Origin of the sequence: Bradyrhizobium sp. RDM12 (genome assembly GCF_051917485.1) — a bacterium.
In the GTDB taxonomy this organism is placed as follows: Bacteria; Pseudomonadota; Alphaproteobacteria; order Rhizobiales; family Xanthobacteraceae; genus Bradyrhizobium.
Genome location: NZ_CM133064.1, coordinates 1,998,106 through 2,021,137, shown reverse-complemented (window position 1 = coordinate 2,021,137; position 23,032 = coordinate 1,998,106). Strand labels below are relative to the sequence as shown.

Sequence of the window (23,032 nt, the reverse complement as noted above, 5' to 3'; positions counted from 1 at the left end):
GGGAAGAACTTCGGAGCAGTCGATACCTCGGGGTCTTGCATTCAGGAACCGTCAAACGCCCCCGCTCCGGAGTTCGTTCCTTGCTGCGCGATATCGGTCGTGTGAGCGAGTTCTGCTCCGTTATCCGCTCAACAAGCTGATAAATCGCTCTTTCGACGCTTGAGCTTGGCCGGTGATCTCCGGACTTGATGTCTGTTCGGCGAGGCCGCCATATGTGAAGCGGATGCCAGCACCAGAGTTGCGACACCGAGCAACACGAGCAGCTTGCTGATCTGGGCCGCTGGCGGAAGTCCTTTGCGCGCGAGCCAGCCGCCATTGGCGGACGTCCCTTGAGGCGCCGCCTCCACCATCGTCCCCTCAGTCCTTCCAGCCGGATGCGCCCGCGACAACAGCCAGCGAAACGCGGAGCCCAGAAGATGCTCGGTCGGGCGCGGAGCGAGCGCAAACGCGATTTGGCCCGCCCGAGCCGGCCAGCCCACCGCGATCTCGCTTCGGGGGCGACGAACCAGGCTCAGGAAGGCTTCCGCGACATCCTCGGATTGGTACAGCAGTGGCCCCGGATCGAGTCTGCGCCCGGACATGTTCGCGCCGTGGACGAAGCCAGGCGTATCCACCATCGCAGGAAAGACGCCACAAACGTGGATGTCCCGTTGAGCCGCGAGTTCCTGCCGCAAGCTCGAGGTGAAGCCGCGCAGGCCGAACTTGCTGGCCGTGTAGGCCGCGGCAAACGGCGTTGGCGCCCAACCGCCGAGAGAGATGTTGTTGATCAAGATTCCGCGCTTCTGACGGAGGAAAATCGGCAATACGGCGTAGGATCCGTTCATGGTGCCGAACAGATTGACCTCCACGGTTTTGCGATGCAACGCGATGTCGGCGTCTTGATAGGCGCCGAAGACGCCAGTGCCGGCGTTGTTGATCCAGACGTCGATCCCGCCGAAGGTCTCCTCCGCCCTCTCGGCGAGGCGCTTCACGGCTTCCGCATCGGTCACGTCAGTCGGCACCGCGAGCGCACGACCGCCAACGGATTCGCATTCCGATGCGAGGCGCTCGAGCACATCTCCACGACGGGCGGCGAGCGCCACACTTGCGCCCTTCTCGGCAAAGGCCAGCGCCGCTGCCCGCCCGATCCCGCTGGAGGCGCCGGTGATGACGACGCGTATTCCCGCCATTTCCCTTGGCCCGGCCGCGCGTCCCGAATTGCTCCGGGGACGCAGGCAACGCAAGGAGTGGCGCAGACGCTCCGTCCCCCGGCTGCCGAACCAATCGCCATGGGCGAAAATGACCTTGTCTGGTGCAAAGCCGACCAGCCTCCGCGCCGCCGCTTGCACAGAGCGGCCGCCGAGGCGGAGCAGAAGGCGCAGATAGATCGGTGCCATCCCGTCCGGCTTGGTGACGCCAAGCAGACCGGCTACAGGCCTCGCCGCACCTGGAAAACTCCGGGGATCAATGTTCTGCACGATATCAGTCAGGATCAGCGTTCGACTGCGCTTGTCGAACAGCTCGACCTCGCAGAAGAACGGAGCGCTCACCAGGACAGTCTCGATGTCGTTAGCCCATTCGACGGGAGTTCCGTCGCCGAGCTCGCGGTCGATGCGAACGCCGGAACGGCGAACCTGACTGCGGCTCGCCAGGCCCGGCACGGCGAACGTGACCACGTCCGGCACAGCGATCTGCCAGCCGCGCAAGAACATCCAGTGCGCGACATTGGGCGCGAGCAGGTATTTGATGGGTCCCAAGCGCTCCAGATGCGCGCGCAGGGCCGGTGAATATTTCACGGGAGAATGCAGCAACAGATCGCCGGTCGAGAGTCTTATGACCGTCATGCGCAGCGGCATCGGAAGACCCGCGGCTTGATCGGTGCGGCATCAAAAATCCAGACATCGTTCGAAACCTGGGTCAGGCTGTCATGCTGGATGTTCTCGCGCATATGCTGCTCCGCATCGATCGGGCTATCGGGCTCAACCGGCAGTCGCGTCCATGGTTCTTCGAACCGCGACGTCGGTCACCCCCAACACGCTGGATGACTTTCATTCGCAGCCGGCTCGGCGATCTAGCATCCCTTGCAGATGCTCTTGACCTTTCGGCCGACGTCGGAGTCCTGCGAACTCTCGGACCGAATTGCCGCGTCACCCTGCATCGAGGGACCAGGAGTCACTGTGCCGTCAATGCGGCCGCTGTTGGCGCCTCCCGCAGGATTTCCGGGCATGCCGACCGTGGTCGACCCGCGCGGACCGGTGCCGGTCGACTGAGCCGTTCCAGCCGCGTTCGTGCCCGGGCTCGTCGTAGCCGATGACGAGTTGGAAGGGTCAGCCGGGTTTGCCTGATTTGCTGAGGTCGAAGCTGCGGGACTTGATGCATTGCCCGTCCCAGACGACTGACCCGCACCGGTGCCCGCACGAGTCCCTCCGGTCGCGCCGGCACTCCCTCCTGCCGAGCCGCCTGAACCGCCGCCACCCTGGGCCGAAGCGGCTGTGATCGAGGCGCTTGCGAGAAACGCGATCAGGATCGTGCGTGAAATTGTCTGCCGCATAGGTCATCTCCTCGGATTTGAGGCGACAATCGGCGGCGGAATTGAACGTTCCTGAACTCTCCCAACACCCATGTTTGGAGCCTGGGAAAGGAAGTTGGAACTCACCTGGAACCGGCAAGGCGATGCTTCGTTCTTAGCCAAAAGGGCTCCCGGGCATGTTGCATCGCCTCACCATACAGGGCCGAACTATCGGAGAGCTTCGACAGCTCGCAGCCGAACGGCGCAGGATGGCCGGATCCAAGGAGGGGCATCTCAGAATACTGCTGCTGAACGAGGCGACACTCCTGGAGTTTTATGCCGATTTGCGGACCTGGATGGAGCGCGCCCCGGCGCCCTCCGCCGAACGAGGTGCTCAGATGGCGCCCCAGCTTCCTTCACAACCGACCGCGGTCAATCTATCTCCCTTGCTGACGGCTTTGGCACGTCGGATGACCTTGTCCGTCGCCGATCAGCAGGCCTTGCTTGCGATTGCGCAGGCGCGAAATTGCGCCAAGGGTGAAACGATCGTCGAAGAAGGCGCCGAATCCGCTCCCTTGCTCCTGCTGTGCAGCGGCGCGGCTCGCGCTGTGCGAACGCTGGAAGACGGTAGCCAGCAGATTGTCGCGATCTTTCTCCCCGGCGATCCTCTCAATCCCGGGGACTTCGTGCTGGGTCGCTGTCGGAATTCGATCAGCACATTCTCGCCCGGGCTGGTTCTGTCGATTCCGGGTGCCGAATTGTATCCGCTCCTGGAACAGCGGCCGACGATCATGCGGGCGCTATGGCGCGAAACGGCGTGGAAGGCGGCTATCCAGCGGGAGTGGCTGATCTGGCTCGGCCGCAAGCCGGCTGAGGCGCGCTTGGCACACCTGCTGTGTGAAATCGCGTGTCGTTCGCTCGCCGGCAGGAGCGGCCCTGACGAATTCGAATTCCCCCTGACGCAACGCGAACTGGGCGACATCCTGGGGCTATCGACCGTTCACGTGAACAGGGTCTTGCAGCAGCTCCGCAGCAGGAAGCTGGTCGACCTGAACCGAGGCCGGCTCACCATTTTCGACAGAGAAGGGCTCTATGAGGCCGCCGAATTCGATTCGGCCTATCTCGACCCGGTCGAGGCGCTGGGGTCGAGCGATATTGGCCGCAGCTAGGATACGGCTCGCCCTATTTCAGGCGGTCGAGACTCGCGCGGATGGCGCCAAATGTCGTCCGCATCTTGCTCAGCTCTTCGCCGATTTCGGCCTTGAGGCGTTTGCCGCGCGTCAATTGCTGCTGGTAGGAGCTGACGGTCCCGGTGTACTGATCCTGCCTCGCAGGCGGCCGCGACGGCTTCGGACGAAGCACATCCGAGAAGGGCACTTGCATCAAGAGTTGGCGCCGGGCATCCAGGATTTCGACCGAGTCGAGGTTGGGATCGCTGCGAATGCGAAGCTTTTCAAAGGACATCTCGAGGGCGGACTGACACGCATCCAGATAGGCTTCCTCCAGCGAGGGGAATTCCGTCCCGACGTCGTCAGCCACGACCGTCCCGTCCGAGCTGAAGTCGAAAAAGAAACGCGGCATCGCGACGTCCTTTCCTGAGGGCATCAATTGGCGATAACGCCGTCATCGGCCGCTCGTGCCTCGGCATTTCTACTCTTTGCCTTGGATCACAAGCGTGCTCCGGGCCGGCCTGCAACTCTCATATCCGTTTGCACATATCCAGACGACACCCGCTGCAACCTGCGAAAACCCTGGAACCCGTCCGGCTCGACCCCGTTCTTGACATGGGCCGGTTTGCTGCGAGGGTAGCATAGGTTGCCACCCGGCGGAGCTCCCAATGCCTAGCAAGCACACCCTCAACGTGTCCCTGACGGGCGAACTCTGTGACTTCATCTCTGCACAAGTCGCCTCAGGCCGTTTCCGGACGTCGAGCGAGGTCGTCAGGGCGGCCTTGCGCCTGCTGGAGAGAACGCTTCGCGGTCGCAGCCTTCATCGTGGCCCGGCCTGACCGAGCGACCACTTTCCGGAGCCAAGGCCGACGGCGTTGCCGTGCGGTCGCGGAGTCCACGATCGTGACCGACACAGCAGACTTTCCCATCATCTGCCTTGGCGCATCGGCCGGCGGCATTGAGGCGCTTGAAGGATTCTTTCGCGGCCTGCCGCCACAACCGGGGCTCGCGCTGGTCATCGTGACCCATCTCAGTCCGGACCGAGAAAGCCTCCTGCACGAGATCGTGGGCCGATATACCGATCTGCCGGTGCACGTCGCCGCCGACGCCATGGATGTCGAGGTCGACCACATCTATGTAATGCCGGCCGACTCCATCCTTGGCATCGAGAACCGACGACTGACGCTGCGGAAAAACAGCAGTCGCCGCGAGCGCAAGCCGATCGACATCTTCATGAGCGCGCTGGCCGTCGATATCGGCGAACTCTCCGGCGGCGTCATTCTGTCCGGAGGCGATTCCGACGGCACGCTTGGCGTCAAGGCCATCAAGGAGCGCGGCGGGATCACGTTCGCGCAGATCGGCGACGGCTTCGGCCCCCAACACCCGGATATGCCGGATGCCGCAATCTCAACCGGCCTGATCGATTTCGCTGTTCCGGCAGAGGATATGGGGGCGAAGCTGGTCGAGTTTGTTCGCGGCAACCACCTGTTTGAGCAGATGGTCAGCGACGGCGCCGATAGCACCGAGGATTCGACGATCAGCCAGGCTCTGCCGGAGATCTACGGCATCCTGCGGAATCAGATCGGCCACGACTTCAGCGGCTACAAGACGAAAACCTTCATCCGCCGCGTTCAGCGCCGCATGCAGGTGACCCAACTCACGACGATCGAAGCGTATGTGGAGCTGTTGCGGCAGGAGCCGCCCGAAGTGGGTGCCCTGTTCCGCGATTTGCTCATCAACGTCACGAATTTCTTCCGCGACGAGGATGCCTTCGAGGCGCTCGCAGCGTCGGTCATTCCCAAGCTTTTTGAAGGGCGCGGAGCCGACGATACGGTTCGGATCTGGATCCCGGGGTGCGCCACCGGAGAGGAAGTGTTCTCGATCGCAATCCTGGCGCGCGAGCATATGGATCGGTTGACCGCCGTGCCGCGGGTGCAGATCTTTGCAACCGACATCGATGACCGGGCGCTCTCGGTGGCGCGGGCAGCGCGCTATCCGGGTCCTCTGCTGGACACCGTGTCAGCCGAACGGCGCAAGCGCTTCTTCGTGTCGGATGGCGGCAGCTATGTCGTGTCCAAGGACGTGCGCGAGCTCTGCATCTTTTCGCCGCACAGCGTCATTCGCGATCCGCCATTTTCGCGTATCGATCTGGTGTCCTGCCGCAACCTGCTGATCTATTTCGGCGCGGACATGCAGAACCAGGTCATCCCGACATTCCACTATGCACTGCGCCCGGAAGGCTATCTCTTTCTCGGTTCAGCCGAGAATGTCAGTCAATTTGCGGATTTGTTTGCGCCTATCGAGAAGCGACATCGGATTTTTCGCCGGCGCGCCGATTCCGCCTCGCCGACGCGACTTCCGATCGCCCTGCACGGTCTGCGGCCGGGACTGGGTACGGACCTCGTTGCGCGACGGCAGCCGCTCGCCGGCCTCGCCTTGCGCCAGGCCGTGGAGGAGCAGGTCGTCGAGCATTTCGCTCCTCCGCATGTCGTTGTGAATCACGACGGCGACGTCGTCTACTACTCGACACGGACCGGCAAATATCTCGAGGCGCCGGCGGGAGCGCCGACCCGGCAATTGCTGACGATGGCTCGCAAGAGCCTTCGGCTCGATCTGCGAACCCTGTTCCGGGAGGCTGTCGAGACCGGGCAAATGGCCACGCGCAATGGCGTCTCACTGGACAGTGAGGAAGGCGGGGTCCAGATCGTCAATCTGACAATCGAGCCGCTGGGCGATCGCACCACCGGCGAGCCGCTCTTCCTGGTGCTGTTCTCCGATCAGGGACCGGTGCTCACCCGGGAGGAGGCGCTGAACCGGGCGCAGATCAGTCATGACGGCGCGGCTGCGCACACCGAGCGCGAGCTGCGCGAGACCAGGGACCGCCTGCAATCCATGATCGAGGAGTACGAAACTGCGCTGGAGGAATTGAAGTCCTCCAATGAAGAACTCGTCTCGGTCAATGAGGAGATGCAGTCGACCAACGAGGAACTCGAGGCGTCGAAGGAAGAGCTGCAGTCGGTCAATGAAGAGCTTCATACGGTCAATGCCGAGCTCAACGGCAAGGTGGATGCGCTGGATCGGGCCAACAATGACCTGCAAAACCTGTTCGAAAGCACCGATGTCGCCACGATCTTTCTCGACAGAAAGCTCGTTATCCGCAGTTTTACCCCGGCGGTGACGAAAGTGTTCAACATACTTCCGACGGACAAGGGACGGCCGATCACCGACCTTTCGAGCAGGCTGAACCTCACAGGCTTCGCAGATGACATCGCGGAGGTGTTCGCAGGCGCCGATCCGATCGAGAGAAGGGTCAATGGCGAAGGACATAACCCTCACTACCTTGTGCGGCTGGCGCCCTACCGGGACGGCGACCAGAAAATCGAAGGCGTGGTCGTCACGTTCATCGATGTAACCAGCCTGACGCGTTCGGAAGCCCGGCAACGCGTTCTCATCGCCGAGCTTCAACATCGAACTCGCAATTTGTTGTCCGTCGTACAATCGCTGGCGCAACAGACTCTCGGGAAAGGCGGCTCCCTGGAGGCGTTCTCGACCCGCCTTGCAGCACTCGGCCGTGTTCAGAGCCTTGTCAGCGGAGCGATGGACGATCACATCGACCTTGGCGACATCATTCGACTGGAATTGCAGGCAGTCGGCGCTGCCGACGACAAAGTGTCGGTGTCCGGCCCGCCGGTCGCCCTGGGATTCGAGCTCGTCCAGACCTTCGGACTTGCCCTGCACGAGCTTGCGACCAATGCGGTCAAGTACGGGGCGCTCAAGGAGAGCAAGGGAAAACTCGAGGTCTCCTGGGACGTTCAAGCCAACGGCCAGAGCTCTCCGAATCTGCTGCTGAACTGGAAAGAAAGCGGAGTTCCCAAGCTGTCCAGGCCATCACGCAAGGGTTTCGGACGGGACCTCATCGAGCGGGCGCTCGCATATACCTTGCGTGCCAAAACCAAGCTGTCGTTCGGCGAGGATGGGGTCCTCTGTCATATCGAGCTGCCGCTTCCAGCGACGGATAACGCCGTGAGAGAGGAGCGTTGAGTGACGGGTGAAGCTGCAACCCTTCGAGGCCGCCGGATACTCCTCGTGGAGGACGATTACCTGCTCGCTCAGGTTCTAAGCGATTATCTCGAGGAAGCGGAGGTCGACGTTATCGGACCGGTCGGCTCCCTCGAGGAGGCACTTGCCGTGGTCGAGAACGACCCGGACGGTTTCGATGCCGCCATTCTTGACGTCAATCTTCATGGCAGTAAATCGTACCCTGTCGCCGACGCTCTCGCTAAGCGTTCGATTCCCTTCCTGTTTGCGACCGGATATGGCCGGGATGCGCTCGACGGTCGCTTTCGCGATCATCCGCGATGTGAAAAGCCGTTCGATCAGACCACTCTCCTTTCGGCCTTTGGTCGATTGTTCAACAATCGTTCGGCCTGAGAGCACTGCCTGCCTTCCTTAAGGCTGCGCGGGCTCCTCAACCGTCCTACTGTCCTCGCGTGCATGCGGCTTAGGAACCTCGGCGCGCCGCTCGACGTTTTGTTCTGCGAAAGCAGAGCGAGTACCGGACATGGGCAATAGCGGCGTCGGAATGCTTCTTGGAGAAACCTCGGTTACGACGATTTGGCTGATGTTTATCGGCGCCTTCATTCTGGGCGGGGCGATCCTCTACGGCGTCGTGAAGACCGGCCGGTTGCGCAGAAGCGAGCGTGCGCAACTTGATCGGAACACCGAGGCGGCCCAACGCCGCGATGATCCCCAGAAGCGCGCCTCGGGCTAGAACTCCACCTCAGGCCTCTCCCAATCTTTGCGCGCGATTGCTGAGATATCGCGCTTTGGTCTGCGGCTTGATGAAGAGCGTCACGACCGATGGATGATGCTCACGGATCTGTGTTTCAATACCGACGATCGCCTGCTCGATGTCATCGGCGCGTCTATCATCGGAGAACTCGACGCTGAGGGCCGCGAAGATTTCCGTCGGCGACATCTGCACCGTCAGCAAGCCGTTCGCCCGCAGCACACCCGGCGATCGCCGAGCCAGCTCGAGAATTGACCGCGCGAGTTCCGGATCCGCCGGTTCTCCAATAAGCAGGCTTTTACTTTCCCGCGCCAACAAGACAGACGTAACTCCGAGAAGGATGCCGATCAGAATAGACCCGACGCCGTCCCACAGCGGCTGCTTCAGCGATACTGCAGCCGCCGTCGCAACGGCAGCGATGAGGATTCCGATCAGCGCTGCACTGTCCTCGAGAAGAACCATGAACGCCGGAGGGTCCTTGCTCCGGATGAATGCCTTGTAATATCCGAAGCGCTCACCGTCTGCGCGAAAGCGGCGAAGAGCAATCAGCCAGGACGTGCCTTCAAAAAGAAAAGACAGTCCGAGCACCACGTAGCTGACGATGGGATCCTCAATGGGTTCCGGGCTGAGAACGTGCAGAACGCCCTGATAGAACGACACGCCGGAGCCGAGCGCGAAGATCAACAATGCGACGATGAAACTCCAGAAATAGAGTTCGCGGCCATGTCCGAGCGGGTGGGACTCGTCCGGCGGCCGGTTGGCGCGGCGATATCCGTAAAGCAGCAGCGCCTCGTTGGTGCTGTCGACGACCGAGTGGACGGCCTCGCTGGTCATCGCCGAACTCCCCGTCCAAAGCGCGGCGGCGATCTTCGTCACGGCGACCAGGATGTTTCCAACCAGAGCGGCATAAACGGCGGTTCTTGATGATTGTTCTTCCCCGCTCATCGCACTCTCTTCGTCCGGATGGTGGGTAGATGGCTAGACCAGACGTCGCGGCAGGCTGCTGTGGATCGCGCAGGCAGCCACCGCCGCGTGACCGAACGCAACGGATATCTGATGAAGATCGGTCACGACATCCCCGATGCCATAGAGGCCCTCCACGCAGGTACGCTGATGATCATCGACCTGGAGATATCCGTCTGTTGTATGTTTCGCGCCCAGAGACACCGCGAGTCGCGAGCGCACCTCGGCTCCCATCGCGGGGTAGACGACGTCGAATTCCGCGCTCTCGCCTTCCTTGAAGCAGGCTTGGAGCCCGCAAGCCCGTCGCTTCAATTGCACACCGACGGCATCCACGACCTCAACGCCGGCTGCGGTCAGCCGCGAACTTGCCTCGGCATCAGGAGGCTCGGTCGCGAGCATGGTCACGTCCCGAGAGTAACCGCGCAAGAACAGAGCCTTGCCTGCGGCGTGAGCCGGCGGGCCGATGACGCCGATCCGGCGATCGATCGCCTCATAGGCATCGCAAACGGGACAGTAGCGCAAAAGACCGTCGGCGATCGCCGCCCGCCACTGTTCGAAAGGCGGATGATTGTCCACGATCCCGCAGGCCAGCACGACGGCCTTGGCGTCGGTCTCGCCTTCGGTCCAAGCGGCGCGAAAGCCGTTCCGGCTTGGCGCCAGGTGAGTGACCTCTGAGGTGACGCGCCGCACCTGAAGGTCAGCGATTTGCGCCGACATCCGCGCAAGCAGCTCGGTACCGGACAAGCCGTGCGCGAAGCCGGGAACATTATGGCTTCGCGGAATCAAGCCAGCGCGGCTTGCACCGGCATCCACCACGCATACGCGGCGCCGAAACCGTGCGAGATAGATCGCAGCCATCAACCCGGCCGGACCACCCCCGATGATCAGACAATCAAGCGGCGTTGCCCCGCTTGGTTCATTGTGGCGAGCCATGGCGCCTGCCTTCGGTTTCGAACTCGCAATGCGCGAGCCTTCGACCAACCCAGGTCGCAAGACGCAGTTCCGCGCACACGGAGAAGAGCGCGATCCAGTTTCGAACTAACGGATAGAGGCGGCGGCGTCAGCACCTTTGGCAGGCAGCTCGAATTGTGCAATCCGCCTGTCGAGGCGCCATAGCTCGATGCGATGGGTGAGCACGAGCGAAGCAGCCTCGCGCTTGGCCTCCTCGTCGTCACCACAGACGAGATTGATGCAGCCAAACACGCGACCGTCCAGGTCGATCTGGAAGGCGCGGTAATGCCTTATGCTGTGCATGGTCACTCGGCCGATCTCCTGTATCCGGGCGCACTCAACCAATCCGTCAGGCTGCAGGTCACCTCGTCCTGCATCGCACGTCGCAGCAACATGTCTCGTGCCTTGCCCGGCGCCATGCGCTGCGCGCGCTCGCGCGCCTTCTCCGCCGATGTCAGCAGCCGTTCCTGGAGCGATTGGGTCTGTTTGGTTCGCTTGCGTGTGGCGGTCATGTGCGCTTCCACGGATCAATTTGCGAGAAAGGAAACCGGTCCCGGCGTGCCGGCGGAGTGCGGCCCAACCGGCGCACCATCAGCTTCGAGGGCAAGCCGTGTTCCCGCATTTGGATAGGTTAATCTCGCACCAGATTTCGCGATTTTTTCCTTTGCATCACCGCCTGCCTTGGCAGGTCATCGCGCTCGCCAAAACGCGCGCCGTGGTGATTGCGTGTCAGGCCACCGCCATCCAGGCCAGCGCGGCGACCATGATCACAAAGCCGGCAATCGCGGTGCCGACAAAAAAGCGTTCCACGTGGTCCATCGCCATTGTTGCTCCCGTTTCAAGCCCGCAATTTAGACCACCGGGACGGCATCGGCATTATGAAACGTGAATCGGCCGCTTGTGCCGCGGCTTTTTTGCAAGCCGCGAAGCACCTTGCTCGCCCTAGGACTTCGCGGTGCCGGGCTCGGCCATCTTGCGATGCTGCCTGGCAAGCAGTTCGTTGGGGGTGAGGTTGGCCACGCTCGTTTGTACCTTGTTCTTGAAGCCGGTCACGATGTCGGATTCCCCGCTCATCATCGCCTCGAAACCGGCCTTCGCGACATCGGCCGCGTCGTCCTTTTCATCGGTTCCCACCTTGGTATCCATCATGTCGGCCCGGCGGAAAAACTCGGTCTCGGTCGCGCCCGGCATCAGGCACGTGACGGTGACACCGGAATCGCGGAGTTCCTCCCGGAGCGCGAACGAAAACGAGTCCAGGAACGCTTTCGTCCCGTTGTAGACCGCCTGGAAACTGCCGGGCGTGAATCCCGCGATCGAGCCGGTAATCAGGATGCGTCCGCTGTTGCGCCGAAGCATCTCGTTGCCTACCCGGTGGATCAGGTAAAGCGTGCCCGTGACGTTCGTGTCGATCACGTGCCGGATGCGCCCGAAATCCTGATCGAGGAACGCCTTGCCGAGACCTACCCCGGCGTTGGCCAGCAGCGCATCGATCGGCCGGTTGCCGACAACGCCACACAGCTTGTCGACACCCTCGGTCGTTGAAAGATCAGCTTCGACGGGTTCGACGTTCGCGCCGAGACCGCGGAGCTCGTCGGCCGCTTTTTGGATCGCCGGTTCGTCGGCCGCAATCACAAGATCGAAGCCGGCCTTGGCGCAGCATTTGGCGAGTTCCAGACCGATGCCGGTGGAAGCTCCGGTGACGACGGCAAACTGGTTGGCTGGCATGAGCAGGTCCTTCGAAGTTCGTTGATCCCGCTCAATCGCTTCGCCATTGGCTCGTTCCTAATCTCGATATTTGGCTCGTTCCTAATCTCGATATGTCGCCGTCCGTCATGATTTTCGTGCACCATAGCAACCATCGTTTGTTGCGCGACTTGGATGCCTCGAGCTCAGGTTGGAGACATGCATGAAAGCGCTGGTCTGGCACGGCAAGGAGGACATCCGTTGCGACACCGTCACCGATCCGGAGATTCAGGATCCGCGTGATGCCATCATCAAGGTCACGAGTTGCGCCATCTGCGGCTCGGACCTGCACCTGTTCCACAACTTCATCCCGGGGATGCTGCCCGGCGACATCATGGGGCACGAGACCATGGGAGAAGTCGTCGAGGTCGGCTCGGGCATGGATGGCAAGCTCAAGAAGGGCGATCGCATCGTCGTGCCCTTCACCATCATTTGCGGCGAATGCGACCAGTGCAAGCGCGGCAATTTCTCGGTCTGCGAGACCACCAACCGCAAGCGGCAGCTGGGCGACAAGGTGTTCGGACACACCACCGCCGGACTGTTCGGTTACACGCATCTGACCGGCGGCTATCCGGGCGGCCAGGCCGAATATTTGCGCGTGCCGTTTGCGGATGCCACGCACATCAAGGTTCCCGACGGCATTCCGGACGAGCAGGTGCTGTTTCTAAGCGACATCTTCCCGACCGGCTGGCAGGCCGCGGTTCATTGCGACATCGAGCCCACCGACACCGTTGCGATCTGGGGCTGCGGGCCGGTCGGGCAGATGGCGATCCGGAGCGCCATCCTGCTTGGTGCCAATCAGGTCATCGCCATCGACTGCATCCCGGAACGGCTCAGCATGGCGGAGGCCGGCGGCGCCACGACCATCAACTTCGAGACCGAAAGCGTTCTCGAGCGGATCAAAGAGCTGACCGACGGCAGGGGGCCGGAAAAATGCATCGATGCAGCCGGCATGGAATCGCACGTCATGGCCTCGCAACCGGATACGCTGCTCGACCGCGCCAAGCAAATGGTGATGCTCGAAAGCGACCGACCGCATGTGCTGCGTGAGATGATCTATGTCTGCCGTCCCGGCGGCATCATCTCTGTTGCCGGAGTCTACAGCGGCTTCTCCGACAAGATTCCGATGGGGGCCTTCATGAACAAGGGACTGACGATGCGGACGGGACAGACCCACGTCAACCGCTGGACGGATGACCTGCTCCGCCGGATCGAACAAGGCGAGATCGATCCGTCTTTCGTGATCACGCATACGGTCCCTTTGGAGCGAGGTCCAGAGATGTACCAGGTGTTTCGCGACAAGCGGGATTCCTGCGTCAAGGTCGTAATGAAGCCCTAAGGGAGCGAGCAAACCATGTTTCATTTCGGCAATATCGTGAGGTCCAAGGGCGATCCGAAAATCGTGGAGAGCGGAACCAGTCTTGCGCGCCCCGAGGATCGGCTCGCACGCGCGCTCGGATGGTTCAGCATCGGCCTCGGACTGGCCGAGCTTTTCGCGCCGCGCCGGGTCACGGAGACGCTGGGAATGGAGGGCCACGAGACGCTGGTGCGTGCATTCGGCGCTCGGGAAATCATCAGCGGGATCATGTCCCTTTCTGTCGACAAGAACGCCGGGCTGTGGGCGCGTGTCGGCGGCGACGGACTGGATGCCGCCGCTCTCGTCTCGGCACTGACGCCGGATAATCCCAAGAAGGGCAATGTCGCGCTCGCCCTTCTGATGATTGGCGGCATCGCGATGCTCGATTATCGCGCGGCGCAGGACACCAAGCCGAAGCGCCCCTCGCCCAAGGCAAGGCGCCGGCTCTACCCTGACCGGAGCGGCTTTCCTAGGGGGCTCGCGGCCGTGAAGGATCGGGCCAGGCAGCTGACCAACGGCCAGGCAAGGACGGGCGTCCCCAGCTGAGCATGTTGCAACCGTGAAGACGCAACAAAGCCCCGCTGCGTGAACTTCCAGCCGATGTGACCGAGAGTTACCCGCCAACTTAGCAAACGTTAATGCGGATTCCTGCAAGCAAGGTCAAATAGGACGCCTGAAAACGTGTAGCTGGATGCGTGATGCAAGCAGGATTCGCCTTCTCCAAGCTGGCAGACAGGCTGTCGAGCCTTGCTGATCTGAGCGCCCAGGACCTCGACCTGCTCGGGGACATGCCGAGCACCATCGTGCACCTTGGAACTCATCAGACCATGGTGCGGCACCACAGCGAGACTGACCATTGCTGCCTTCTGCTGCAAGGCTATCTTTGCTGGCGCGTCACGACCGGACAGGACGCGCAGATCACATCGATATACGTTCCCGGCGACGTTCCCGATCTGCACACGCTTTACCATCCTTCGGCCGGGACCAATCTCGTCGCGCTCGGATCAGCGATCATCGCTCTGGTGCCTCACGACTTCTTTCATGAGCTGTCCGCGAACTCGCCCGCAATGTCCCGCGCGTTGCTTCTGATGATGCTGACCGATCTCGCCATCCAGCGAAACTGGACCGTGAATCTGGGGAGCCGTGATGCCCTCTGCCGCGTGGCACACCTTCTTTGTGAAATCACGGAGCGCCTCCGGACCGTGGGTCTCGCGCGAGACTTCAGCTTCCCATCACCCTTCACGCAGTCGGACCTCGCCGCCGCGTGCGGCATCTCTCCGGTCCATGCCAATCGGACGATTCAGGAGTTGCGCCGGCGTGCCCTCCTGCAATGGCACGGAAAAAACATGACAATCACGGACTGGTCAGGCCTCGTCCGTCTGGCCGGTTTTGATCCGGCCTATCTGCGAACTCACCCTCAAGGCCCCGGAACGCGATCGCCGCAGCCCGCACCGGCATCGAGGGGCGTGGAGCTCGCGTGAACGTTCATGCAAACACCCGCTTCAGTTCGGCGCGCGAGAGCAGCGCCTGCCGCACTTCATCGATGACACTGTCCCAGTGTCCCAGTTTTTGCTGATGGAAAAGCCGCAAGCTCGGATACCAGAACGTATGTGCTTCCGAGGCTGGCCAGCGCCAGTCGCAGTCGGCATGAAGCAGCACCCAGGCTTCGCACCCTAGCGCTCCCGCCAGGTGCGCAACCATGGTGTCGACGCAAACGACGAGGTCCAGCTGCCGGAGCAGATGCCCGAGCGCGACGATGTCAGGCGTACTGATATCCCGCGCCCCCGTCTCCGCCAGCCGATCCATTCCGGTACCGCGCTGGAGCGAGTAAAGCGTTATGCCGTCACCCGCAAGACGTCGCAGAAGCTGCGCAGGAACAGCGCGCCGCTTGTCCCAGGCGCCGACCTCCCAGACCAGGCCGACGGCCAGGCCGCTGGAGTTTTCCAGCGGCTCCGCCCCCGCTCCATCATCCGGCAACGTCAGGTACGGCCCTCGCATCTCGGCCGCCTCGCGCCCGGCACGGAGCGCATGGGGGACTTCCATGATCTCGATATCAGTCTCGAATTTAACGCAGGGTGTACCATCGTGAAGCGGAACAGCGAGACCAACGCCCTCCATTCGCATGACCAATGGCAACAGCTCGGCCTGGCACCAGACCGTCACGCTGCGGGCAACAGCTGCAAGTGCGGGCATGAAGCGGAGAAACTGGATCGTGTCGCCAAGACCATGATAGCAGCGGACCAGCACCTGCTTGTCCGCGAGCTCCTCGCCGCGCCAGATCCGCTGGAGATGACGAGGACCCGTATGTTTGGGAGGAAGCGCCAGCGTCGCCAGATCTCCGTCAGTGATCGCCCAAGCGCGCAGGAACGCGCCCGCGCGCATTGCTTCTGTCCAGCCGCCGTTCCCGCCCACGAGAGCTAACAGCCTAGGCTCTTACGAACTTGTGGAAGCGGCTCAATTCTCCGTCCTTGGTCCGATCCTGGTGAAGGAAGGCGATTCCGGCGTCATCGAACTTCTCGAAGAATTCGTCCCAGCCGATCCGCTCCAGGCCGTCATCGGGAGGATCGAAATCGATCCGCAGGATGCCGGCATGCCCATTGTCCTCGGTGGCCCTCACGGTAGCGGGCTTGCCGCCGCGCTGCTCCACCCATTTTCGAATGACATCATGATCGGTGGTCTGCTGGGCTTCGCTGTCTTGCGTCTTTGAATGGCTCGCGTTCATTGGGCACCTTCCTTGCTGGCGCGCGGGACCTGGACACGCTGATGGGACCCCGCTTTTCCGTCCAACGCCGGCCGGAAGGATTGGTTCTTTGGACGCTGATGGGCCGGCATCATCTTCTTCATCTTCAACCAAGAAGCTGTTCGTTCCCTCCCGACGTCCGCAGATTCTAATCCAGGTTAAGCTTGGTGCATTTTTGCGCGGCGGAAAGCGCTCTGGCCGCTCCACAGCATGATCTGAGCAGGAACGAACATACCTGCCGCACGTTCGCCGATCTACTTACGTCTGCGCCGTTTGCGTCCTGGAGGGCCCCAACCCATGCATTCACGTCCTCAAGACAGTCGGCGCGTGCGCGTCGGGATCGTCGGTGTCGGCAACTGTGCAAGCTCTCTGGTCCAGGGGCTCACCTACTATCGGGACGCCGAGTCGAACGAACCGGTGCCCGGATTGATGAATGTCGATCTCGGCGGCTACCACATCAGGGATATTCAGATCGCATCGGCATTCGACGTCAACGCGAGCAAGGTCGGATGCGACGTCGCCGAAGCAATCTGGGCCAAGCCAAACAATACGCACCGTTTTTCCGACGTTCCGGAGACCGGCGTGATCGTGCAGCGCGGACCGGTCATGGACGGGGTCGGCCGCTATCTCCAGGACGACATCCCGATTGCAGACGCACCGGAAGCGGACGTTGCGGAAGTCCTTTCGACGTCGCGCACGGACGTTCTGGTATCGTATCTTCCCGTCGGGTCCCAGCAGGCGAGCGAATGGTACGCCGCACGCGCCATCGAGGCCGGCTGCGGCTACGTCAATTGCATCCCGGTCTTCATTGCCTCGAATCCGGATTGGCAGCGGCGATTTGAGGAAGCAGGCCTGCCGATCATCGGCGACGACATCAAGAGCCAGGTCGGCGCCACCATCGTTCACCGTGTGCTCGCCAATTTGTTTCGCGACCGCGGCGTCCGGCTCGACCGTACCTACCAGCTCAACGTCGGCGGCAACACCGACTTCAAGAACATGCTCGAGCGGGAGCGGCTGACGTCCAAGAAGATATCGAAGACGCAAGCCGTCACCAGTCAATTCGACGTTCCCATGGACTCCGACAACATCCATGTTGGTCCGAGCGATCATGTGCCCTGGCTCACGGACCGTAAACTTGCGTTCATCCGGCTGGAAGGAACGACATTCGGCGGCGTTCCGCTGAGTGCGGAAGTCAAGCTGGAGGTCTGGGATTCCCCGAATTCCGCAGGCGTCGTCATCGACGCGGTCCGCTGCGCCAAACTCGCGATGGATCGCGGACAGGCCGGCGCGCTGACGGGCCCATCGAGCTACTTCATGAAATCGCCGCCGCGGCAGTTCACCGATGAGGAGGCCGGACGCCGGACACGGGCCTTCATCGCCGACAAGGCCTATGCGTGATGGCGCAGATCATTCACCTCGTCCGCCACGGTCATCACGCCCTGCTCGGACGCACGCTGTGCGGCCGGATGAAAGGGATTGCGCTCGACGAGCGCGGCTGGCAGGAAATGTCGCGTTGTGCCGAAAGCCTCTGGCCGCCGCCAACCCTGATTCAATCGAGCCCGCAGCGGCGCTGCATGCAGTCGGCCTGCATCCTGGCCGCTCGCTTGGGTCTCCCGCTCGAGATCGTGCCTGCTCTCGATGAGCTGGATTACGGCGAGTGGACCGGACGAGCCTTCGAAGATCTCGACCGCGATCCGCAATGGTCGAACTGGAACACGCAACGGGGCTCGAGTTGTCCGCCGGGCGGCGAGTGCATGCGATCGCTCCAGCGCCGGGTCGTCAGCCATCTGGAGCAACTGCGCAGCGACAATGGCGGCGAGACCGTTGCGGCTGTCAGCCATGCCGAGCCGATTCGGGCGGCGCTTCTGCATTACTCGCGAACAGAGCTCGATGACTTCCTCAGCATCGAGATTGATCCGGCGAGCATCAGCACGCTCAGCGTGGACAACGGCAGTCTTAAAATCACAGGAATCAACCAGCGGGTATCTGCGTGAAGATCGTCATTTTTGGTCTGACAATCTCCTCATCCTGGGGCAACGGCCATGCGACCTTGTGGCGAGGTCTCTGCAAGCATCTGGTGCGGCTCGGGCATACCGTCGTGTTCTTCGAGCGGGACGTGCCCTACTACGCCGGAGCCCGGGATCTCCACGAATTGCCGGGTGGCCGTCTGATCCTGTTTTCAGATTGGGACGACGTGCGCTCCGCTGCGAGGAGCGAAATCCGCGACGCGGACGTTGCGATTGTCACTTCATACTGTCCCGATGCGATCGCCGCGACCGAACTGATCCTGTCGGAAGGCCGCGCGACTCCCGTGTTCTACGACCTCGACACGCCGGTCACGCTGGCGAAGCTCATGGCGGGAGAGACAGTGTCATATATCGGACCGCGCGGTCTGAAGGATTTCGATCTAGTCCTGAGTTTCACCGGAGGGCCGCGGATCGCGAACGAATTTTGCACGAGACTCGGCGCACGCCATGTCGAACCGCTTTACGGCCATGTCGACACTGACGTTCATCGACCGGTGTTGCCACAACCACATTATCGCGCGGATTTGTCCTACCTCGGTACGTACTCTGAAGATCGCCAGAGAACGCTCGAAACACTGTTCGTGGTCCCTGCGCGGGAGCGGCACGACTTTCGCTTCCTTATCGGAGGCGCCCAGTATCCCGACTTCTTCCCGTGGTCACCAAATATTTACTTTGTCCAGCACCTGCCGCCATCGGAACATGCGGCCTTCTTTGCGTCGTCTCGCCTGACACTCAACGTCACGCGCCCCGCGATGACAGAGATGGGCTGGTGCCCCTCGGGTCGATTGTTCGAGGCCGCGGCTTGCGGCGCTCCCTCTTGAGCGATACTTGGCAAGGCATCGACGCGTTCTTCGCTTCCGGCGACGAAATCCTGATTGCGCGCGACGGGAGCGACACGCTCGCCGCTCTGGCGATGCCCGATGCCGAACTCCAGCGCATCGCGCAGAGGGCGCGCGAGCGAACCATGGACCAGCACACATCGGACAAGCGCGCCCGCGAGCTCATCTCACTGCTCGAACGAACCGCATGCCGCGGCACGCGCCATCAACAACCCGAGGAGGCCTGAATGTGGGGCATTGTTCCGGCTGCGGGTCGCGGCAGCCGTATCCAGCCACTCGCCTTCTCGAAGGAGTTGCTTCCCGTCGGCAGCCGCGAAGATGACGGCACCGACCGGCCCTGCGCCGTCTCTGAGTATCTTTTGGAGCGCTTGATTTTGGGCGGCGCAGACAAGATCTGCTTCGTGATCTCACCCGGCAAATCCGACATCCTCGAATACTTCGGCGACCACTATGGCAGCGCCCAGCTCGCCTATGTCGTGCAGCCGGAGCCATCCGGTCTATGCGACGCCGTGTTCCGGGCTGGCACTGTCGTCGGCAGGGACGAGGACGTCGTCGTCGGCCTTCCCGACACCGTCTGGTTTCCCAAGGCCGCGCTGCAGGCGCTGCCGAACGCCGACCTGTCCTTCTTGCTGTTTCCAGTCGAACATCCGGAGTTCTTCGATGCTGTGGTGCTTGATGGCGACCATGTGACGGAGATCCAGGTGAAGCAGCCGGATGCTGCATCGAAATGGATATGGGGAGCGTTTCGGATGTCAGCGCACGGATTCCGCGAGCTTCAGGCGCTCTGGAGCCAGCGCGATTGCCAGGACGAGTATTTCGGCACGCTCGTGAATGCTTACCTTGCCTCCGGCGGTCGCGGCAGGGGAATCAAAGCCGGCGAGACCTATGTCGATGTCGGCACCATCGACGGTTATCGCACGGCAATGGCACTTCTCGCAGGAAGCGGCACGGGAAATGGCCGCTCGCGGTTGCTGGCCGGCGGATCTGTGGACAAGGCGCGCGCGCCGGCTATCACGAACGACGGAGCGGTTGCATGACCCGAGGCGCCCTTTCCCGTGACGAAATTCGCCGGCGCGTTGATGCGCTGGGCCCGTGGTTTCATAATCTCGATCTTGACGGCGTCCCGACCGCGCCCACGCACTTTCTCGGCGACTACCCGAACGTCAAATGGCGACGGTTCTCCGGGATCGTTCCAGACCGGCTCGAAGGCAAGACCGTGCTGGATATCGGCTGCAACGCCGGTTTCTACGCGATGGAAATGAAGCGGCGCGGCGCCGAGCGCGTGCTCGGCCTTGATACCGATGAGGAGTATCTGGCACAGGCCCGCTTCGCCGCGGAAGTCAATGGGCTCAAAATCGAGTTTCGCAAGATGTCGGCCTATGACGTTGGCCAGCTCCGCGAAAAGTTCGACCTGGTGATCTTCATGGGCGTGCTCTATCACCTTCGGCATCCCCTGCTCGCCCTCGACCTCATCCATGAGCACGTGGCTGGCGATCTCCTGCTGTTCCAATCCATGCTGCGCGGCGACTGTCAGGTCGATCTCGTCGACGAGAACTACGACTTCTGGACCACGGAGCAATTCGACTCACCCGGCTATCCGAAACTCCACTTCATCGAGCACAAATACGCTGATGATCCAACCAATTGGTGGGTGCCCAACCGCGCCTGCGTGGAAGCCATGCTGCGCAGCTCTGGTTTTGCCGTTGCGGCACACCCGGAAGAGGAAGTCTATCTCTGCAAGCGGACTGAGCGGCCCCAAGCGGACGGCCCTGTCTACCCCTTCCGGAGACCAGGCTGATGATCGAGGCTGCCAAGATCTGGAACGAGCCAAATAACAAATCGCATTGGGATATCCTGATCGATCCCGAGTGGGAAATGTTCGCAGCCATGGCCACTGCCGCGGCCAAGGCGATCCGTAGCGCACATCCGAGATTGCCACGCGTGCTAGGCGGCATATCGCCGATCGACCCGTCCTTCATTCGAAACATGCAGTCGCGGGGCGTGCTCGACCATGTCAATGCGGTGGCTGTGCATGGCTTTCCGCTGGACTGGAACCTGTGGAAAATCGGGGAATGGCCGAACAAGCTGGACGAGATCAAGGCGGCCACTTCGCTCCCGGTCTGGGTGACCGAAGTCGGCGTTTCGTCCTTCGGTGCCGAAGAGGTGCAGGCGTGGGGTCTGACGCGCACGGCAGAACTGCTGATCGGCCGCGCGCCGCGTATTCACTGGTACAGCCTCTACGATCTACCCTCCACCTGGGAAGCCACGACGCGGCATAAGGAGGCCGAGGGGTCCTCCTACTATCGCCACTTCCACATGGGGCTGCTGCGTGAGGATGGCACGCCAAAGGCGGCGCTGGACATTTTCGGCCAGTACGCGCGCGAAATGGGACTGTGCCAGTGGTTCCACTTTGAGGACCATCGCCTGGCAGATGCGGTGCGCTGGATGCGGCGCCTCGGTGTGGTGCATCTCAGGACAGGCTTGTCGTGGGCTGACAGCTTCCGTCCGAACGCTCTCGATTGGTTCGACCGTCAAATGGACGCCTTGGCTGATTTTCAGGTTACGGTCACGTTCTGCTTCACGCCTGAACACAGGGGCATCGCACCCCACCACACAAGTCCGCCGCTCGACGCAAACGAGTTTGCGGACTTCTGCGCGCGAATGGTCGAACGCTATTGTGTTAGAACCGGCGTTTCAGATCGAGCATCTTCGCCTGCTTCGGCCAACGAGGAGCGCATATGCGTGCCCTGATCCTGGTGATGGATTCGGTGGGGATCGGCGGCGCTCCCGATGCCCAGCACTACGGCGATGAAGGCGCTGACACCGTCGGTCACATCGCCGATGCATGCGCGCGCGGGCAAGCCGACAACGAGGTGCGCGAGGGCCCCCTGCGTCTTCCCAATCTCGTGGCAACGGGGCTGGGTCAAGCCTGCCGCCTCGCCACCGGGCGTATTCCTCCCGGTCTCGACGACCTCGCGCGTGGGCAACCCCAGTTCGGATGCGCAAGTGAATTGTCGCGAGGCAAGGACACCCCATCAGGACATTGGGAAATCGCCGGCGTCCCCGTCCCGTTCGACTGGGGCTATTTTCCAAGAACAGAACCCTGTTTTCCCGGCGAACTGACGGAGCGATTGTGTGCGCAGGCGGGGGTACCCGGCATCCTGGGGAACTGTCACGCCTCCGGCACGGAAATCATCGCGGAATTTGGCGAGCGCCATATGCAAAGCGGCGAACCGATTTGTTACACCTCCGCCGACAGCGTTTTCCAGATCGCCGCACATGAAGAGGCCTTCGGGCTCGAACGCCTCTACGAGGTTTGCTCGATCGCGCGCAAGCTGGTCGATCCTCTGAATATCGGCCGCGTTATCGCCCGGCCGTTCATCGGCAGTTCCGGACGCGATTTCAAACGGACTTCGCGCCGCCGCGACTACTCTGTCCCTCCTCCAGGACAAACACTGCTCGATCTCGCCGAAATTGACCATCGCGACGTCGTCTCCATCGGGAAGATCGACGACATCTTTGCCCATCGCGGCACCGGACGTAATAAGCGAGGCGACGGCAATCATGCACTATTCGATGCGACGCTCGAAGGTCTGCATGGACTTGCAGACGGCGGTCTGTTGTTCGCCAACTTCGTGGACTTCGACACGACTTACGGTCATCGCCGCGACGTGACGGGATACGCCGCAGCACTCGAAGCGTTCGATGCACGCGTCCCGGAGTTGCGGGACTGCCTGCGAAGCGACGATCTTCTGATTATCACGGCCGATCATGGCTGCGACCCGTCGTGGAGCGGCACAGATCATACGCGCGAGCAGGTTCCGATCTTGGCCGTGAATGCCAGCCGGACCACCTCGATCGGTCAGCGGACCGGCTTTGCCGATATTGCAGCTTCCGTGGCCAAGCATCTCGAATTGCCGCCGCCGCTGCACGGGACCAGCTTTTGAGAGGACGTTCGCGATTCAC

General features: G+C 62.0%; 23 protein-coding genes and 1 pseudogene. 15 read left to right on the top strand and 9 right to left on the bottom strand.

What is annotated here, in order from left to right; all coding sequences use genetic code 11:
- Window positions 1-128 precede the first annotated feature (128 nt).
- On the bottom strand, window positions 129-1,823 hold the full coding sequence (locus ACTGJ9_RS09630) for an SDR family oxidoreductase (RefSeq protein WP_456676861.1): 1,695 nt from the start codon (window positions 1,821-1,823) through the stop codon (window positions 129-131).
- Between the two features lie 862 nt (window positions 1,824-2,685).
- Between ACTGJ9_RS09630 and ACTGJ9_RS09625 the strand changes: the two genes are divergently transcribed.
- Entirely contained in the window at window positions 2,686-3,657 is a 972-nt protein-coding gene (locus ACTGJ9_RS09625) for a Crp/Fnr family transcriptional regulator (RefSeq protein ID WP_456676860.1), read from the top strand.
- Between the two features lie 13 nt (window positions 3,658-3,670).
- Here ACTGJ9_RS09625 and ACTGJ9_RS09620 read toward each other — a convergent pair whose 3' ends face one another.
- On the bottom strand, window positions 3,671-4,069 hold the full coding sequence (locus ACTGJ9_RS09620; protein WP_456676859.1) for a DUF6894 family protein: 399 nt from the start codon (window positions 4,067-4,069) through the stop codon (window positions 3,671-3,673).
- A gap of 256 nt (window positions 4,070-4,325) precedes the next feature.
- On the opposite strand from ACTGJ9_RS09620, the gene ACTGJ9_RS09615 reads away from it, so the two are divergent.
- The 4 genes from ACTGJ9_RS09615 to ACTGJ9_RS09600 all read left to right on the top strand — a co-directional run bounded on the left by ACTGJ9_RS09615 (window position 4,326) and on the right by ACTGJ9_RS09600 (window position 8,428).
- On the top strand, window positions 4,326-4,496 hold the full coding sequence (locus ACTGJ9_RS09615) for a type II toxin-antitoxin system ParD family antitoxin (protein WP_456676858.1): 171 nt from the start codon (window positions 4,326-4,328) through the stop codon (window positions 4,494-4,496).
- A 64-nt stretch (window positions 4,497-4,560) separates the two neighbouring features.
- A complete protein-coding gene (locus ACTGJ9_RS09610) occupies window positions 4,561-7,698 on the top strand; it encodes a CheR family methyltransferase (RefSeq protein WP_456676857.1) in 3,138 nt (1,045 codons plus the stop codon).
- Window positions 7,699-8,088, top strand: coding sequence for a response regulator (locus tag ACTGJ9_RS09605; RefSeq protein ID WP_456676856.1), 390 nt, complete (start codon window positions 7,699-7,701; stop codon window positions 8,086-8,088).
- A 130-nt stretch (window positions 8,089-8,218) separates the two neighbouring features.
- Window positions 8,219-8,428, top strand: a complete 210-nt coding sequence (locus ACTGJ9_RS09600) for a hypothetical protein (protein WP_456676855.1) — start codon at window positions 8,219-8,221, stop codon at window positions 8,426-8,428.
- A 9-nt stretch (window positions 8,429-8,437) separates the two neighbouring features.
- On the opposite strand, the gene ACTGJ9_RS09595 is transcribed toward ACTGJ9_RS09600, so the two are convergent.
- From ACTGJ9_RS09595 to ACTGJ9_RS09575, 5 genes are all read right to left on the bottom strand, one after another.
- Window positions 8,438-9,391 (bottom strand): cation diffusion facilitator family transporter, encoded by a 954-nt coding sequence (locus tag ACTGJ9_RS09595; protein ID WP_456676854.1) that lies wholly within the window; start codon window positions 9,389-9,391, stop codon window positions 8,438-8,440.
- Window positions 9,392-9,424: 33 nt separating this feature from the next.
- Window positions 9,425-10,342, bottom strand: a complete 918-nt coding sequence (locus ACTGJ9_RS09590) for an NAD(P)/FAD-dependent oxidoreductase (RefSeq protein WP_456676853.1) — start codon at window positions 10,340-10,342, stop codon at window positions 9,425-9,427.
- Window positions 10,343-10,447: 105 nt separating this feature from the next.
- Window positions 10,448-10,663: a hypothetical protein gene (locus ACTGJ9_RS09585; protein ID WP_456678486.1), complete on the bottom strand. Its 216-nt coding sequence runs from the start codon at window positions 10,661-10,663 to the stop codon at window positions 10,448-10,450.
- Between the two features lie 2 nt (window positions 10,664-10,665).
- Complete coding sequence (locus ACTGJ9_RS09580) at window positions 10,666-10,872, bottom strand: hypothetical protein (RefSeq protein WP_456676852.1); 207 nt, start codon at window positions 10,870-10,872, stop codon at window positions 10,666-10,668.
- A 430-nt stretch (window positions 10,873-11,302) separates the two neighbouring features.
- On the bottom strand, window positions 11,303-12,085 hold the full coding sequence (locus ACTGJ9_RS09575) for an SDR family NAD(P)-dependent oxidoreductase (protein ID WP_456676851.1): 783 nt from the start codon (window positions 12,083-12,085) through the stop codon (window positions 11,303-11,305).
- A gap of 181 nt (window positions 12,086-12,266) precedes the next feature.
- On the opposite strand from ACTGJ9_RS09575, the gene ACTGJ9_RS09570 reads away from it, so the two are divergent.
- The 3 genes from ACTGJ9_RS09570 to ACTGJ9_RS09560 all read left to right on the top strand — a co-directional run bounded on the left by ACTGJ9_RS09570 (window position 12,267) and on the right by ACTGJ9_RS09560 (window position 14,941).
- Complete coding sequence (locus ACTGJ9_RS09570; protein ID WP_456676850.1) at window positions 12,267-13,442, top strand: zinc-dependent alcohol dehydrogenase; 1,176 nt, start codon at window positions 12,267-12,269, stop codon at window positions 13,440-13,442.
- Window positions 13,443-13,457: 15 nt separating this feature from the next.
- Window positions 13,458-14,006, top strand: coding sequence for a hypothetical protein (locus ACTGJ9_RS09565; protein WP_456676849.1), 549 nt, complete (start codon window positions 13,458-13,460; stop codon window positions 14,004-14,006).
- Between the two features lie 152 nt (window positions 14,007-14,158).
- Window positions 14,159-14,941 (top strand): Crp/Fnr family transcriptional regulator, encoded by a 783-nt coding sequence (locus ACTGJ9_RS09560; protein ID WP_456676848.1) that lies wholly within the window; start codon window positions 14,159-14,161, stop codon window positions 14,939-14,941.
- A gap of 4 nt (window positions 14,942-14,945) precedes the next feature.
- Here ACTGJ9_RS09560 and ACTGJ9_RS09555 read toward each other — a convergent pair whose 3' ends face one another.
- Together ACTGJ9_RS09555 and ACTGJ9_RS09550 are read right to left on the bottom strand one after the other, a co-directional pair.
- Window positions 14,946-15,842 carry a hypothetical protein gene (locus ACTGJ9_RS09555; protein ID WP_456676847.1) on the bottom strand — a complete coding sequence of 299 codons (897 nt, stop codon included), beginning with the start codon at window positions 15,840-15,842 and terminating at the stop codon, window positions 14,946-14,948.
- A 43-nt stretch (window positions 15,843-15,885) separates the two neighbouring features.
- Window positions 15,886-16,182 carry a hypothetical protein gene (locus ACTGJ9_RS09550; protein ID WP_456676846.1) on the bottom strand — a complete coding sequence of 99 codons (297 nt, stop codon included), beginning with the start codon at window positions 16,180-16,182 and terminating at the stop codon, window positions 15,886-15,888.
- 315 nt (window positions 16,183-16,497) lie between these two features.
- Here ACTGJ9_RS09550 and ACTGJ9_RS09545 point away from each other — a divergent pair, with 315 nt between their 5' ends.
- The 7 genes and pseudogenes from ACTGJ9_RS09545 to ACTGJ9_RS09515 all read left to right on the top strand — a co-directional run bounded on the left by ACTGJ9_RS09545 (window position 16,498) and on the right by ACTGJ9_RS09515 (window position 23,013).
- Window positions 16,498-17,598 (top strand): inositol-3-phosphate synthase, encoded by a 1,101-nt coding sequence (locus ACTGJ9_RS09545; RefSeq protein ID WP_456676845.1) that lies wholly within the window; start codon window positions 16,498-16,500, stop codon window positions 17,596-17,598.
- On the top strand, window positions 17,598-18,194 hold the full coding sequence (locus tag ACTGJ9_RS09540) for a histidine phosphatase family protein (RefSeq protein WP_456676844.1): 597 nt from the start codon (window positions 17,598-17,600) through the stop codon (window positions 18,192-18,194). The genes ACTGJ9_RS09545 and ACTGJ9_RS09540 overlap by 1 nt, the downstream gene beginning before the upstream one ends.
- Window positions 18,191-19,293 (top strand): annotated as a pseudogene (locus tag ACTGJ9_RS09535) (CgeB family protein). Before ACTGJ9_RS09540 ends, ACTGJ9_RS09535 begins: the two are co-directional and overlap by 4 nt.
- Window positions 19,294-20,103 carry a nucleotidyltransferase family protein gene (locus ACTGJ9_RS09530; protein WP_456676843.1) on the top strand — a complete coding sequence of 270 codons (810 nt, stop codon included), beginning with the start codon at window positions 19,294-19,296 and terminating at the stop codon, window positions 20,101-20,103.
- The gene (locus tag ACTGJ9_RS09525) at window positions 20,100-20,864 is read left to right on the top strand and encodes a TIGR04290 family methyltransferase (protein ID WP_456676842.1); all 765 of its coding nucleotides are present in this window, start codon (window positions 20,100-20,102) and stop codon (window positions 20,862-20,864) included. The genes ACTGJ9_RS09530 and ACTGJ9_RS09525 overlap by 4 nt, the downstream gene beginning before the upstream one ends.
- Window positions 20,864-21,817: a beta-xylosidase gene (locus ACTGJ9_RS09520; RefSeq protein WP_456676841.1), complete on the top strand. Its 954-nt coding sequence runs from the start codon at window positions 20,864-20,866 to the stop codon at window positions 21,815-21,817. Before ACTGJ9_RS09525 ends, ACTGJ9_RS09520 begins: the two co-directional genes overlap by 1 nt.
- Window positions 21,805-23,013, top strand: a complete 1,209-nt coding sequence (locus ACTGJ9_RS09515; RefSeq protein ID WP_456676840.1) for a phosphopentomutase — start codon at window positions 21,805-21,807, stop codon at window positions 23,011-23,013. Before ACTGJ9_RS09520 ends, ACTGJ9_RS09515 begins: the two co-directional genes overlap by 13 nt.
- The last annotated feature ends 19 nt before the right edge of the window (window positions 23,014-23,032 follow it).